The organism is Candidatus Magnetobacterium casense, from assembly GCF_000714715.1.
GTDB lineage: Bacteria > Nitrospirota > Thermodesulfovibrionia > Thermodesulfovibrionales > Magnetobacteriaceae > Magnetobacterium > Magnetobacterium casense.
Window position 1 is genome coordinate 1 of sequence record NZ_JMFO01000039.1, and the last position, 14,761, is coordinate 14,761.

15 protein-coding genes and 1 pseudogene are annotated in these 14,761 nt (G+C 48.7%); 5 read left to right on the forward strand and 11 right to left on the reverse strand.

Annotation, left to right across the window (positions count from 1 at the left end; translation table 11 throughout):
* Positions 1–296, reverse strand: a 296-nt coding sequence (locus Mcas_RS14455) for a transposase family protein (protein ID WP_040336266.1), incomplete at its 3' end; no start/stop codon positions are given.
* Between the two features lie 161 nt (positions 297–457).
* Here Mcas_RS14455 and Mcas_RS14460 point away from each other — a divergent pair.
* The 4 genes from Mcas_RS14460 to Mcas_RS14475 all read left to right on the forward strand — a co-directional run bounded on the left by Mcas_RS14460 (position 458) and on the right by Mcas_RS14475 (position 4,494).
* On the forward strand, positions 458–1,528 hold the full coding sequence (locus tag Mcas_RS14460) for a YeeE/YedE family protein (protein WP_040336267.1): 1,071 nt from the start codon (positions 458–460) through the stop codon (positions 1,526–1,528).
* Positions 1,512–2,342: a multiheme c-type cytochrome gene (locus tag Mcas_RS14465; RefSeq protein ID WP_081853901.1), complete on the forward strand. Its 831-nt coding sequence runs from the start codon at positions 1,512–1,514 to the stop codon at positions 2,340–2,342. Before Mcas_RS14460 ends, Mcas_RS14465 begins: the two co-directional genes overlap by 17 nt.
* Positions 2,231–2,731, forward strand: coding sequence for a hypothetical protein (locus Mcas_RS14470; RefSeq protein ID WP_156033401.1), 501 nt, complete (start codon positions 2,231–2,233; stop codon positions 2,729–2,731). The genes Mcas_RS14465 and Mcas_RS14470 overlap by 112 nt, the downstream gene beginning before the upstream one ends.
* A gap of 122 nt (positions 2,732–2,853) precedes the next feature.
* On the forward strand, positions 2,854–4,494 hold the full coding sequence (locus tag Mcas_RS14475; protein WP_040336270.1) for a methyl-accepting chemotaxis protein: 1,641 nt from the start codon (positions 2,854–2,856) through the stop codon (positions 4,492–4,494).
* Between the two features lie 137 nt (positions 4,495–4,631).
* Here the strand turns inward: Mcas_RS14475 and queF are convergent, their stop codons facing one another.
* Complete coding sequence (gene queF / locus Mcas_RS14480) at positions 4,632–5,000, reverse strand: preQ(1) synthase (protein WP_040336271.1); 369 nt, start codon at positions 4,998–5,000, stop codon at positions 4,632–4,634.
* Positions 5,001–5,022: 22 nt separating this feature from the next.
* Complete coding sequence (gene msrP / locus Mcas_RS14485; protein WP_040336272.1) at positions 5,023–5,928, reverse strand: protein-methionine-sulfoxide reductase catalytic subunit MsrP; 906 nt, start codon at positions 5,926–5,928, stop codon at positions 5,023–5,025.
* 222 nt (positions 5,929–6,150) lie between these two features.
* Between msrP and Mcas_RS14490 the strand changes: the two genes are divergently transcribed.
* Complete coding sequence (locus tag Mcas_RS14490) at positions 6,151–7,857, forward strand: GspE/PulE family protein (protein WP_040336273.1); 1,707 nt, start codon at positions 6,151–6,153, stop codon at positions 7,855–7,857.
* Positions 7,858–7,883: 26 nt separating this feature from the next.
* Here the strand turns inward: Mcas_RS14490 and Mcas_RS17125 are convergent, their stop codons facing one another.
* The 8 genes and pseudogenes from Mcas_RS17125 to Mcas_RS14525 all read right to left on the reverse strand — a co-directional run bounded on the left by Mcas_RS17125 (position 7,884) and on the right by Mcas_RS14525 (position 14,757).
* Complete coding sequence (locus Mcas_RS17125) at positions 7,884–8,789, reverse strand: response regulator (protein WP_162176341.1); 906 nt, start codon at positions 8,787–8,789, stop codon at positions 7,884–7,886.
* Positions 8,790–9,526: 737 nt separating this feature from the next.
* On the reverse strand, positions 9,527–9,880 hold the full coding sequence (locus Mcas_RS14500; protein WP_040336274.1) for a HepT-like ribonuclease domain-containing protein: 354 nt from the start codon (positions 9,878–9,880) through the stop codon (positions 9,527–9,529).
* Positions 9,877–10,170 (reverse strand): nucleotidyltransferase family protein, encoded by a 294-nt coding sequence (locus Mcas_RS14505; protein WP_040336285.1) that lies wholly within the window; start codon positions 10,168–10,170, stop codon positions 9,877–9,879. The genes Mcas_RS14500 and Mcas_RS14505 overlap by 4 nt, the downstream gene beginning before the upstream one ends.
* A 91-nt stretch (positions 10,171–10,261) precedes the next feature.
* The gene (locus tag Mcas_RS18885) at positions 10,262–10,777 is read right to left on the reverse strand and encodes an Lcl C-terminal domain-containing protein (RefSeq protein WP_235203638.1); all 516 of its coding nucleotides are present in this window, start codon (positions 10,775–10,777) and stop codon (positions 10,262–10,264) included.
* A 27-nt stretch (positions 10,778–10,804) separates the two neighbouring features.
* Positions 10,805–11,125 (reverse strand): annotated as a pseudogene (locus tag Mcas_RS19345) (toll/interleukin-1 receptor domain-containing protein); the annotation flags it as partial.
* A 179-nt stretch (positions 11,126–11,304) separates the two neighbouring features.
* On the reverse strand, positions 11,305–12,879 hold the full coding sequence (locus tag Mcas_RS14515; RefSeq protein WP_040336275.1) for a cytochrome c oxidase subunit I: 1,575 nt from the start codon (positions 12,877–12,879) through the stop codon (positions 11,305–11,307).
* 26 nt (positions 12,880–12,905) lie between these two features.
* Positions 12,906–13,883, reverse strand: coding sequence for a cytochrome c oxidase subunit II (coxB, locus tag Mcas_RS14520; RefSeq protein ID WP_081853904.1), 978 nt, complete (start codon positions 13,881–13,883; stop codon positions 12,906–12,908).
* 7 nt (positions 13,884–13,890) lie between these two features.
* A complete protein-coding gene (locus tag Mcas_RS14525) occupies positions 13,891–14,757 on the reverse strand; it encodes an SCO family protein (protein WP_081853905.1) in 867 nt (288 codons plus the stop codon).
* Positions 14,758–14,761: the final 4 nt, after the last annotated feature.

A 14,761-nucleotide genomic window follows, 5' to 3' on the forward strand; every position in this document is an offset into this window, starting at 1 on the left:
CTACGAGCCCAAGGTATTTCTATCTGTAAAACTCCACATTCATTACAATCAGTCCTTGGTACTCTTGCTATTATATAACTCTCATATTCAAAAAAATTAAGATGTCGCCATTTCTTTTCAGTTGTGTCATAAGCTTTAGAATTGTTTCCACACTTACTACACTTGAATATACTACCTCTTGTAAAATCAATATGTATATCTATCACCTTTTCCACTTTCTTGAAATCTATAGATGTTACCTTCCACGGTAACTGTATATTTAGTGCTTGCTCAAATAAATTCTCCAACATTTCCATAACTCTATTCTCCTTACATGTTTTACCCTCATTGTACCATTACCCACTCACTTTGAGAAAGAGCCTATAATATGAATCTATATGACTGATAAAACGGACGCCATGGTATTTGCGCACCTCTTTCGCAGGATGTTGCCTGTGCATCAGGGATTATCGTCGTCATGAAAAGTTACGTGTTTTTTGTATTGTCGGCGGTGCTCGTGGGACTCAGTGTGGGGTGGGTGCTCCAGAGGGGGAGGATATGTATGAACTCGGCCTTCAGGGATATCATATTCATTGGTGACCTTACCGTATTCAGGGCCTATGTGCTGGCATTGATCGTGGCCATTGTGGGTACCAACCTGCTTGAGGACTTCGGACTGATCAGGGAGTTGAACCGGCAGGCCTTTGCACCACTGGCAAACGTAATAGGGGGATACATTTTTGGCATCGGGATGGTCTTTGGAGGAGGTTGCGCAAGCGGCATATGGTATCGGGTGGGCGAGGGAAGGTTTCCTTCCTGGATTACGGTCATGGGATTTATATCGGGCATATTCATTACATACGAGGGGGTCTTGAGCAAGTTGAATCTGTTTTTGAGAAACTACCAGCTATGGGAAACCGATAACGGTATCAGACTACTGACCTCGGCAAACGTGGACGAATTCTGGGCCAAAGGGATAGACCTCTACCCCCTGACAATATATAACCTGCTGGGGGTCAACAAATGGATAGTAGTTGCCGTATTGGGTGTTATAGCGGCAGCCTTTATAGCCAGGGGGGATTTTTCACGGGCAAATACCGGATACTCTTGGTACACATCGGGGGTCATCCTGGGTGTAATTGTCGCGGTAGCCTGGTGGGCTTCGTGGTATTGGTCGGGCAAGGCCAGGGGGGTATCGTTTACTGGCCCTACGAATGAGTTGTTTCGGTGGGTCTACTTTGGCGATAGTCCGACGTGGAGTGTCTTTATGTTGTTTGGACTTCTGGGTGGGTCTTTTTTCAGCGCCAAGGGGCTTTTGGAGTGTAAGTTAAGGACATCGGGGCTGGCCTCGGAGATGATAATGGTGTTTTTGGGTGGCATTATCATGGGCATAGGGTCGGCCATCGCAGGGGGGTGCAATATCGGACACGGCCTCACGGGGCTATCCACGCTTGCCGTCTCCAGCCTCGTCTCCATTGTGTTCATGCTCCTGGGTAATTGGACAACGGTATACTTTAAGTTTATGAGGAGTGATGATGAAGAAATTTAGAATTTATTGGGGAAGTTTGCTTATCGCCCTTGCCGTGCTGTCTGTGGTGCACATCAACGCTGCAACGGCAGAGGATACCGCCGACACCATAGAGAAACTGGAGGAGGTATACCTTCCCTCGGAGAAGTGTGGCACGTGTCACGCCGATATCTATAACCAGTGGCAGAGGTCTGTGCATCGTGAGTCGATACTGCACTCCCTGGAGGGGTTGAACAACTTCATCGTACACGGCATAGAGAAGGACCCTGCAAGAAAGGCCAGAGACATCAAGTCTGAACTCTTGAAGTGTCTGAGCTGTCATGCACCGATGCTGGAGTCTGCCTCACCGCAGCTCGTAAACAAGATAATCGCCGACATAAAGCTGGCCTCAAGCAAGACCACTACCAACAAAGAAGAAAAAAAACGTGCAAAGGAACGCCTCACCCGTCTAAACGTATCCTGCTACGTCTGCCACAATGCCAAGGCCGTTACCCCCCCGACAAACCGGAAAAAAACACCGTCTACGCTTCATCAGGCAAGGACAATACCCCCTATCATAAGACAAAGCAGACAACGTTCCTCAGCAACGCCATCTTCTGTATGCAGTGCCACGGCACCTACACGGCCCCAGACAGGGAACACATCATATGCAGCACCATTGCCCAGAGTTACCGTGACCAGTACGTATCGGCAGGTGGACAAAACAGGTGCCAGGACTGCCACATGGAAAAAAACAACCGAGGCCATACCTTCCCCGGGGCCTATGTGCTGGAGACCCTCAGGGAGGCGATCACCCTTTCCATTTCGGCCAGGGCCATCAAGGACCAGCCTATAGGGGAGAGAAAATGGATACCGTCGGCGGCCATCACCGTTGATATTACCAATAACGCCGGTCACAGACTCCCCGATGGCTGCATGTGGTCGTCAAAGATCGTCTTGGACATCACCGCAACCAACGAAAAAGACAAGGTGGTCTGGTCCGATACCAAGGAGTTTTTCGAGGCCGGCCTTGACATCAACGGCAATCGCAGATACGACCCATGGGAGGTCAAGGACATCCTGGATTATTCGCTTCAACCGCGAAAGATGACAAGCGAAATCTACTATCCCCACTTCCCCGAAGACACAAAGCAGATCAAGCTCCAGGTCAGACTCAGGTACATCCACACCGAAGGGCTGGAGTTCCTTGTCCACGAGCAGAGGAAGGTGCTGAGGTACCAGTAGCCCGGCCAGTAGTCCGGTAAGTTGCAAAAAAATTATCTTGACCTTCAGGCAATCGTTGACCTATAATGCTTATTAATGGCAAACAGCCTGGCAATTTACAAAGTAAAGGAGATAAACTCTTTATGAGAAAGGGAGTAACGCTGTCAGCAAAGCTCTATGGTATTGTAGGGATAATTACATTGTTGTTGTTTATAGTTGGCGTGGTATCTTTTTTTGGCCTCAGATATGTAGTAGGTCGTTTCACGTATAACATCGAAGTGGATGCCGCTCAGATGGAGGCCTCAATGGAGGCCCGGGTACTGCTTGGAAATGCAGTTCAAAGCTACAAGAACTACCTGCTAAGGAAGGACAGTAAGTACATAAGCGCATTTCGTGAGAATGTCTCTGAGATGAAAAAGCAAATAGATGCTTTTGAGAAACTGGCCGATGACGAAAGGGAGAAATCCGAAGTAGCCGCCGTAAAAGAGCATTTCTCAAGATACGAAAATGGCATTGACGAACTTGTAAAGGCCAGGGAAACAAGTGATGATGTCATTGCCATAGACAAACAGATAAAGGGGGTAGACAGGCCCCTTGCGGAGGCATTGAAGCGTCTGGACGAAAGTGCAATGAACAATTTAAAGGAAAAAAAATCGTATACACTATCGATAGCCTCAAAAATAGAGCTTCTAATCTTAGTGGTGCTTATCGTGGCAGTACTCTTGGCAATTATACTAAGCACAACACTTGTCCGTAACATAATGAAGAATGTTCTAAGTTTAAAGGAAGCGGCAGACAGGGCATCAAGGGGGGATTTAACGGTGGATGTCCCAATAATGAGCGACGACGAAATAGGAGAACTGGCAACTTCGTTTAACACCATGATTGTTAGTCTAAGACAGATCGTGGGGCAGTTGCTGTCTGCAACAGACATGCTTACGGAGGGGGCTTCGGAGTTGAACACGACAGTTGGACATATAGTCGATATGGTTGAAGAAGAAAAAGGCAAGTCCGGGCAGATCGCCACCGCTTCAGCACAGATGTCACAGACGGTTACAGACATAGCCAGGAGTGCCTCTGATATGGCAGTATCGGCAACAAATACCTTAAAGGTGGCCGATGATGGCTCTGCGGTTGTAGGCAAAACGGTAAGAGAGGTGCAGGAGATATCAAAGACGGTATCGTTATTGTCCGAGGTAATAACCTCGTTGGGGAATCGTTCAAAGCAGATCGGTGAGATCATAAACGTGATAAAGGGCATAGCGGATCAGACCAACCTTCTGGCGCTGAATGCGGCCATAGAGGCTGCCAGGGCAGGAGAGCAGGGCAGGGGGTTTGCGGTGGTGGCCGATGAGGTGCGCAAGCTGGCCGAAAGGACATCAATGTCAACGACGGAGATCAGCAGTATGATCAGCACTATCCAAGGTGAGACGGAAAAGGCCGTGAGATCAATGCAGGATGGCACCAGAAGGGTGGACTCAGGCGTGGAACTTGCCAAAGAGGCAGGCACCTCCCTTGACAAGATAGTCCAGAGCGTCAGTGGTCTCCAGTCGATGGTGCATCATATAGCCTCGGCAACCGAGGAGATGTCAACGGTGTCGGAAACCATATCTAATGACATTGAGTCCATAGCGAGTGTAGCCGGTGAGACATCCGCAAGTTCACATCAGATATTACAAGCAGCCAGCGGACTCTCAAAGCTCTCATCAGACCTTCATGCAATCGTCGCGCAGTTTGATATCGGCGATAAGGCAAGAGGCAAGGGAAAACGATTGCTCGGCTGACATTGTATAAAGGTGCCACGTTTAAGTGGTCAGGATTTTGGCAGTACCGCAATTAACCGTGGGGAGCACTTTTATACCTCTGTTTAAGCCAGGCGGGTAGATTTTCAATCGGCTTTTTCCGGTAGGGCCAGGTTGGTTTATGATGCTACCGATGTGACCTTGATTACAGTCTTTACGTTACCCCGAGGATTGAAATCTCCTATAACGCACAGGTATCGGGGGGTGAGTTTTTTGTATAACTCGTCGTAGATGACATTGGCTGTCTGCTCGTGGGATATGGCCTTGTTCCGGAAGGAGTTGAGGTAGAGTTTGAGGGACTTGAGTTCGACGATATGGGCATCGGGGATGTAGGTAATCTTGATTGTAGCGAAGTCCGGATAGCCAGAACGAGGACACAGACACGTAAACTCCGGAAACTCTATGTTGATTTCGTAGTCTTTTTCGGTAGCCGGATTTCCCCACAGTTCCAACTGGGCGTTTTCTATGTTTTTCTCACCGTACTGCAATAAATTCCTCCATAATTGGTACTTAAAAGTTCTTGGTCAGGTCTATGCCCGAGTACAGGTGTGCTACCTGGTTGGTGTATCCGTTAAACATCATGGTGTCTCGTTTTGTGAATTCTCCCAGGCGACGTTCCTTTGCCTGACTCCATCTGGGATGACTGACGTTCGGGTTGACGTTTGCGTAGAACCCGTACTCATTGGGACTGGTGACATTCCATGTCGTCAGGGGTTGTCGTTGGACAAATCTGAGTCTGACAATAGACTTGACACTCTTAAAGCCATACTTCCACGGGACAATAAGCCGCAGAGGTGCCCCGTTCTGGTTTGGTAACAGTTCGCCATACATACCAACAACCATAAGCGTTAAAGGGTGCAGGGCCTCATCCAATCGCAGCCCCTCCACGTATGGCCAGGCAAGGACGTTTGTCTTTTGTCCCGGCATCTGTTTTGTGTCATACAGTGTGACAAACTCCACGTACCTGGCGTCCGACTGCGGCTGGCAACGTTTGACAAGCTCGGTCAGTGGAAACCCCAACCAAGGCACTACCATCGACCATCCCTCCACGCATCGAAACCGATATATGCGCTCCTCCAACGGAAAAAGCCTCAACAGATCGTCAATGTCATAGACCCTGGGATTGTTGATAAGTCCCTCGACGCTAACACTCCAGGGACGAACCCTGAGATTTTTGGCCAGGTCAATGATGTCCGTCTTGCCCATGGAGAACTCGTAGAAATTATTGTAGTTGGCCACGACATCAAAGCTGGTCTGTCCCTCGCTTGTCGAGATGTTCGGGTTTCTGGTATAGCTCAGTCCGGACTTGGTGGACAATACAGCCGCCGCCGCAGATGCTATAAACTCTCGTCGGTTCAGATACAAGGCTTTGTCCGTTATCTCGGAATTTTTCATGTCGTCATAATCTTTTGCCATCTGCCAATCCTTACTCTATTTTAACTAAAAAGTCCCCACAAAAGTAAATGCTCCCCAAACTGATATTTTTTTTAGTAATAGTTCACCGGGTAACTTGTGGGATGTGTCTATAATTTATGTACTCTGAACTGCTGCCGGAACTCATAAATGCTTGATTCTTTATGCGACAATGTTGTAGTATAAGATAGTTTATTATTATTATGGCACAGGAGATACTAACAAATGATAGCAAATAGATTTCATAATCTCATAACCAGAAATATAATCTCCGAGGTCGATTTAAAGGAGGCCCTGGTAAAGGCACGTGAGTCAAAGACAGACGTCGAAACAATATTAATGGCAAAGTATAATGTACACAAGAAAGATATCCTTGAGTCGTTTTCGCAGTTTTACAGATGCAACGTAATAGAGTACAGTGACAGGATTGATGTCCCGCTGGAACTGCTCAGGGGGATTAACCTTGGTGTGCTTAAGAAGAACTATTGGGTACCTGTGTCGCACACGGACAACAAGGCGGTGTTTGCCGTCAGCGGCCTGCATGATATGACGGTCAAGGAGATAAAGCGCATGATCAAGGCCCCGCAGTACGAGTTCCTGATAGCAATGAAGGATGATATCCTCAAGTTCATACAATCCATCGAGGGCGAAGGTGCCTTTGGTATACATGCAGACAAGCACGGTGAAGCGGGTGCCAGGGATGACGACAAATCAACCTCTGATACCGTTACCACGGAAGAGGGATTTGTCGTGCGCTTTGTCAATCAGGTCATAGTAACGGCTTATGAAAAGGGGGCTTCCAGGGTTTTTATAGAGCCAAACAAGTCAAGAGGCACTATCGATGTCCGATACATTGGGGAAGGCAAGTTCATAGAGCATCGCACGGAGATTCCATACGCATACCACAAGGCCGTCATTAACAGGTTTAAGATAATGGCCGTGATAAATATCGCCCAATCAAATCTGCCACAGGAGGGGAAGATAAAATTCCTGTACAAGGGCGTGCCGATACTGCTCTTTTTGCACATCCTGCCGACAATCAACGGAGAATCCGTTGTCATCAGGATAGCCAATCCCCTGAGAAAGATGATGCTTGAGGACATCGGTCTGCATGTCGCAAGTGTCAATCGCCTCAAGGGGGTCTTGGAGAAGCGATACGGTATGTTTCTGGTGGTCGGGCCAAGGGCCTCCGGTAAAACGACGGCGCTTCACGCACTTGTCAGTCATCTCAACGTACATGACCTTTTGATATGTGCGGCGGAGTTTCCCGTAGAGATATCCCACCAGCGCGTGCATCAGATAGAGGTCAGACCAAATACGGAATTTGACATTGGGGCAGCAACAAACACTATCCTGAGCGTAGAGCCGGACGTTGTGATGGTTGGTGAACTCAGTAATGCAGACATTGCTGCCAAGCTCCTGGGGGCCGCCATCAAGGGACGCCTCGTACTGAGCTCCATATACAGCACAACCACAACAGGGGCCATCGAGGCTCTTATTGAAATGGGCCTGGATACCTACAGCCTTGCCAATGGCTTATTGGGTGTGCTTGCCCTGAACCTCGTGCCATCTCTATGCTCATTCTGCAAGGAGCAATATCATCCGGACAACGTAGAATTCGAATATCTGGTGCAGGAATACGGGCACGAAACATTTAGCGACCTTAATATTCAGTACAACAACAACCTCGTTCTGTATCGCGAAACCGGATGCGACAAGTGCAACAACACAGGATATAGCGGAAAAACTGCCATATTCGAACTACTCATTGCCTCCGAACACACCAGGAAGCTGATATTGAAAAAATCCGCCCCAGACGTAATCAGGCAACAGGCAATAAAAGATGGTATGCAAACCCTATACCAAGACGGTATATCAAAGGTCTTCGCCGGAGCGATTGAGCTAAATCAACTGATCAGAACCCTGCACTAAAAACTCACCACCGATAACCGGCAACATCACTTGATTATGCAGGCGATATGCCACCTGCCATCTGCGCCAAACTTCCAGGCGTATAACTCAATGTGTATACTTTCCCCAGTCTTACTGACTGCCTCAAGCCGTACCGACTTGCCAACAATGCCATCATCACTGCCCTGCCCTGATTGTCTCAGACGTGCAAAGACATCCGTATAGCTTTGATAATGCTGCTGTGGGGCTATTAACCTATGGAGCTCTTTGCCGATTGCCTCTGCCTGCGTATAGCCAAACATCGCCTCTGCCGCGTTGTTCCAAAAGGATACAACCCCGTCGATGTCCATTACAACGACAGCGTCAGGGGCAGAGAGGCATAGCGTCTTAAACAGTCCTTCGCCATCTTTCAGGTACGCTATGAGCTGTTGCTCTGTCTGCTGTCGCCTCTTGCTCTCTGACTGAAGAAGCTCTCTCGTTCGGGTTAGTTCAAGGGTCTGTTTGCCGATGTTTTCTTCAATTTGCTTGCGGCATTCTTCCAGGTAGCGCTCGTTATGAATCTTTCGGCACGCCCTGTACAACACGGAAATCAATTTGCTTGGTTCCAGGGGCTTTAATATGAAATAATTTATGCCAATAGCGATCAACTCCAGCAGGTACTGGTAGTCATTGTATGCGGTGGTAACTATGACTATCTGCTCGCTGTTGACTTCACGGATACGTTTTGTCATCTTGATACCGTTCATCACAGGCATGTATATGTCCGCAATGACTATATCAAACATGCCTTGCATGTAGGCCTCGACACCTTCCTTACCGTTTGAGACACTGATAACATTATCAAAGTACCGCGATAGTATCTTGGACGTTGCATTTCTGACAACATCGTCATCCTCAACGTATAGGATTGCTATACCGGTTGAGTATTCCTTCAGTTGATCTGCGCTCTGCATAAATTTTAGCATACCACATTTTATAAAAAAAGTCCATTGCTTAAAATTTTTGGGTGCATAAGAAAGTAGTGGCTAATGGATTCCTGCTTGCGCAGGAATGACACATATGGGCACAAAATGCCATTTCCTGTCATTCCCGTGAAAACGGGAATCCATCTCCAAAAACAGCATTAAATGGCTATCTAGAAAAAAACAGTAAATAATGCTTCCCTGACGCCACCAAAAATTTATGCACCCAAATTTTTGGACAATGCTATTAAGGAAGCGTGTGAATTTATAGAGCATAGTGATATATCAGGATGGTTCAGGCACTGTGGATATTGTATTTAACCCAATCGAAACGTGCTATAAAATTCAAACTTCTGAAGGGGGGGCGGAGGGGGTGAGGCACGATTTTCCCGCAGCGGGTCGCACCCGCCCCTGCCACAAACCGCCCCCTTCTTTCTCTTTCGTCGTTACTTTGGTTTACCGTATTCGTAAGGGCCTTCGGTGATGACGGGGATTTCCTCGAAGTTGTAAAACGGTGGCGGCGACGGAATCTGCCACTCCAGCGACTTTGACCCCCACGGATTGGCCGGAGCCGGGGCACCCTTGATGGCCGAGTGTATGTAGTTGTAGCTGATTCAGTATAAACCCGACAATGGCGATGTACGAAAATATCGAGGCAATCCTCATGTGAGTGGTGTACTCAACAGGCACTTTCCAGCCCTCTGATACGCTATTACCTATTGGGCATTTCAGGTCTCTCCGGATGCGATGTCGTCAAGTAACTTTCGTATATGCTGCTTGAGGGCAGGGAGTTTTACGGTTACTACCTCCCAGATTCTTCTCATTTCTATCCCGAAATAGGCATGTATAATAATGTCCCTCATACCTGCCATATCCTTCCAGGGTATTTGAGGGTACTTGTCCCTCACACGCTCAGGGATGTTCTTGGCCGCCTCTCCGATGACCTCTATACACCTTATAACGGCAAGTCCGGTTTTCTCATCCCCCGAAAAGTTCTCATAGCTCATCCCCTCGACAAATCGTTCAGTCTTTTCAATATATTCGAGAATATCTCTTATGAATAACTCAAACTGCCTTTTCAAAGACGTATGACTTCTTCCATGATCGCCTGTTTTAGTTCGGGTCTGATGTCTTCCACGGGTACCACATCTACCTTTATGCCAAGCAGGCCGGAAAGATAATTGACAGCTCCGGCCCATTCAAGCAGGCTCACGGATTTATCCATGCTCACAAGCACGTCAAGGTCACTGTCAGGCGTCTGTTCGCCGCGCGCAAAAGAGCCAAATATACCTATCCCGGTTATACCAAACCGCTCCCTTAATTCCTCCTGATGTTCATTGAGGGTCTGCTTTATTCTATCGATATCTTCCATCTTTCCACGGTCGTAGTTCAATGGTGACGGTTTGTCAAAAAAATCCGACAGGGCTTTGCCCTGTACCCAAAATAGCCAAATGACCAAATAATCAATGTCCAGAACGTACCGGCCACACGTAGCTGCTGCTGGACTTACCGAAGGCGAAGACGTCGCCACCGACCATGCTGACGATCCACGCGTCGGACGTATCGCCAGCGTAGGACGTAGACGACCAGTAGCCGTTAGACTGCACATTTGTAAAGCCTTGCGAAGCGAGCCAAGAATATGGGTCCCCTTTGCTATCTTTCACAAGGCTCTCAAGTTCCTCTTTAGCAGGCAACCGCCAATCTGTGTAGGCAAACGTACCCTCACCCTCATTCATCGAGGCAACATAATCTGATGCCTTTTGCCAAGTCTTGCGACCTGCAAGATTAGCGTCTTTTGTCCACATTAGCCCTGTTGACGTGTCGGTTATAGTTTGGTCGCCGTTATCAACAAACCTTTTCGCCTCCGTTAATGTGGTAGACGTAGATTTCGGTTTTGGAGATGGCGTTGAGGTAGGCGCTGAAGTTCTGCGTTTTTTCACGGCAACACTTATTTTTTCGGCAACAGTGTCAATATCCATCTCAAAAGCGTTTATCCATGAATTGATACTCAGATGAGTAGCAAGTGCTCCCTTGAGTTTAATATCCTGAAGTCTCACAGGTATTACAGAAACATTGTTTGTATCTGCTACAGCAATTTCTTTTTTAACGTACTTTGATTGTAAAGTGTTTGCAGATATTAGGACAACAACCAATAGCTTAGGATTTTCTGTTATTGTATTGAATATTTCATCAGCCCAATTTGAATCAAGAGGCAGATCACGATGGTCAATCCAACACTTACAACCTCTATCTTCTAAACTTCTCACAAGATTATCAGCATCGCCTCGGTCTGCGCTATCGTAACTTACGAAAACATCATACCTCATAATTAATCATCCTGAGCTTCATTCTGTCTTATTGTATACCAGCGACAACCAAAAAATCCACATGCCCTGGATGTTATCCGCACACCCAAGGCCACGCAAAGAAGGGGTAAGGGGGCTGGCCCCTTGCAGGGGGGATCTGAAGGGGGGGCGGAGCCGCCCCCTTCTTTTATCTTTTCCTGTTACTTTGGTTTACCGTATTCGTAAGGGCCTTCGGTGATGACGGGGATTTCCTCGAAGTTGTAAAACGGCGGCGGCGAGGGAATCTGCCACTCCAGCGACTTTGACCCCCACGGATTGGCCGGAGCCGGGGCACCCTTGATGGCCGAGTGTATGTAGTTGTAGATGGTCAGGATAAACCCGACAATGGCGATGTACGAAAATATCGAGGCAATCCTCATGTGAGTGGTGTACTCAACAGGCACCTTCCAGTACCTGCGGGGGATGCCGTCGTAACCCATGTGAAACTGCGGCAGAAAGGCGATCATTGCCCCGATGAGAGTCAGCCAGAAGGCAAACTTTGCAAGGCCATCGTTGTACATCTTCCCCGTGAACTTCGGAAACCAATAGTATATCCCGCCCAGACACAGCATCGACATGCTGATGGCCAATACATAGTGAAAGTGCGCAACGACCCAGTGTGAGTCATGTACGTGCGTGTCGAAGGCCAACAGGCCGTTTGCTATGCCCGTCACACCACCAATGGTAAAGAGCGATATGAATCCCAGGGCATAGAGCATCGGCGCACTCAACTCAATAGACCCCTTGTGCATCGTGGCAAGCCAGTTAAACGTCTTGATTCCGGTTGGCACGCCAATCAGTATGGTTCCCCACATGAACACTACACGAGTCCAGTCCAGGGTTCCCGCAACGTAAAGGTGATGTACCCACGTCTCAAACCCCAGCACCGTTATGCACATAATGGCGATGGCCATGCTCGTGTATCCATAAACTTTCTTGCGAGAGAAGGTCGAAATGATGTCTGATACTATGCCAAAGACCGGCAAGGCAACAACATAAACGGCCGGATGTGCATAGAACCAGAACAGATGCTCATACAGGAGCGGATTGCCACCCTTGAAAGAGTCGTAGAAGCTGGTGCCAAGATATTTGTCAAACAACAGCAATGTCACGGCAGCAGCCAATACGGGCACGCCTACTAACTGGATGATAAAGCCCCCGAGCAATCCCCAGACGGTGAGGTTCAATCTGCCCCAGGTCATCCCCGGTGCTCTAAGGGTGATTATCGTGGTGATGAAGTTCACGGCCGAGGCAATGCTCGATGAACCCAGCAGGTGCACGGCAAAGACATAAAAGGCCACGTTGGCCCCTCCGACAATCGAGTACGGAGGATACCCCGTCCACCCGATGTCCAGCCTGCCCGGTAAGACGAGTGCACATACTGCTATCAGGCCCGCCCCCACGTAGAGCCAGTAACTCAGGGCATTGAGACGAGGAAAGGCTACATCATGCGCCCCGATCATCAGAGGCACCAGATAGTTGGCAAAGAAACCAAGCACTATCGGGATCATCCAAAACAACACCATCGCAGCGCCGTGGATCGTAAAGGCCACGTTGTAGAGCTTTGCGTCGATGATGACCTTCCCTGCCTGACTCAGTTGCTCCGTTCTCATCACGATGGCCAGCAATAGTCCGACAACGAAAAACAACAACGCCGTGCATAAATACATTATTCCAATCTTCTTGTGGTCGGTCGTGAACAACCACGCCCTAAGACCGGTTGGTTCCTTGGTCATAAACGTATTACCTCCTTATATCTTTTTTACTTAAGTGTCTTAAGCCAGGCAGTTATGGCCTCGAGTTCGGCGTCACTGAGACTGCTTGGTGGCATTATCGGGTCAAAGCCCTTGACCAGTGTGGCCTTGGGGTCTTTGATCTTTGCCTTGACAAAGGCATCATCGGCAGTAAGGGTTTTGCCGTCAGCGAGTGTCACCGTGCTGCCCATAAACCCTTTAAACGTCGGCCCGGCGGAACTGTCACCATTTACACTGTGGCAGCCCGTGCAGCCCAGATTCTCTGCGAGCTTTTTACCTTTTTCCTCCGGTGTGACATTGGCGGCCTCCGATCCGGTGTTTTCGCTGACCCACTTTGCGTACTCCGCCTTTGGCATGACGGTTATCTTTGCAAGCATCATGGAATGGCCGGTGCCACAGAACTCGGCACAGTATACCGTATAAGTCCCCGGCTCCTTTGCATTAAACCACAGGTACGTTGTCTGCCCCGGTATCATATCCTCGCGCACCCTGAAGGCCGGTACGGCAAAGTTGTGGATGACATCCGAACTGGTCAGGTTGAGCTTTACGTGCCCCACGGGTACCCTCAATTCGTTGGCGGTATGAATCCCCTCAGGGGATATCATCTCAAACTTGTACATCGAGGCAACGACCTTGGCCTCAAAGGCGTCTTTTGGCACCTTGCGGTAGTTGTTAAACAGCGCCCATGACTGTGCCCCCAAAAACACGATTATCACCAGCGGGATGACCGTCCAGAGTATCTCCAGCCCCACGTTGCCCTCGATATAGGCGCCCTCCTCATCCTTTGACTTCCTCTTGTACTTTATCGTGAAGTAGACAAGCGGCACGGTCACTATCAGATAGATCACGGTTGAGACTACAGCCCATATAATGAACTGCTGCTCCCATCCATCGACAGGGTCTGAAGCCTCCCTGGCCGCCACCACCACATGAGGGGCCAGGACGTAGACCATCACCAAAAGGCTGCTCAAAAAAGTCCTTAGCATTTTTTTCTTAACCTCCTGAATCTTTATGGCTGAAAATCAGCCGTTGTCGCTCTTTGTTTTTTTTTAAACTTCTCCAGTACACAAACACCACCAGTCCCGTAAGCAGCCCCACCAGCACCCCTACACCCGCAAAAAGCCGCAGCAGGTCTAACTTGTATCCACCGATGGCCGCATCATACTTATAACAGACCAGGGCAACCGTGTTTAACAGAGACGTCTTGCCGACCTTGCCCCTTCCCGCCTCCACAAGCCCAAGGCGTATGTCAATAGCGGGCGGGTACAGTCCGTAGATGTATCTGGTGATTACCCCCTCCGGCGATAGAAAGATGTATACGTTGGGATGAACAAACAGCTTGTCCTGCACCGAGTAAAAGAACCTGTAGCCTGTGGCCTCGGTGATTCTTTTGACTTCGGCGGCATCCGCCGTGGCAAAGACCCACTTGTTGAAATTCTGTGGTATCTTGTCCTTCATCTTGACCGTGAGGTTTTTGCGAAACCACTGAGCGTCTGCCGGGGTCTCTTTGTCGTCTATGCTGAGGGTTATGACGTTGTAGTCATCGCCCAATTTCAGGCTTATGTTGCTCAATGCCTCAGACAGACCCTCATTGAGAACCGGACAGGATGTCGCACACCTGAAGTATATGATAGACAAAAGCAACGGCTTGCCCTTGTACTTACTAAGCGAAAAGGTGTTACCGTCGTCATCGGTCATCTTTGTATCGGGCACAACCTTGCCAAGGAAGGCATCCTCTTTGACCTTTAAGACCGAAGGATCAAAGTCAGTCTTCCCCTGTGGCAGTGGTGCAGCGAGGGCATTTGTCACCAATATCCCCACGACAAGTGACAACAATAGAACAGAAACCTTCCAATGCATCCGT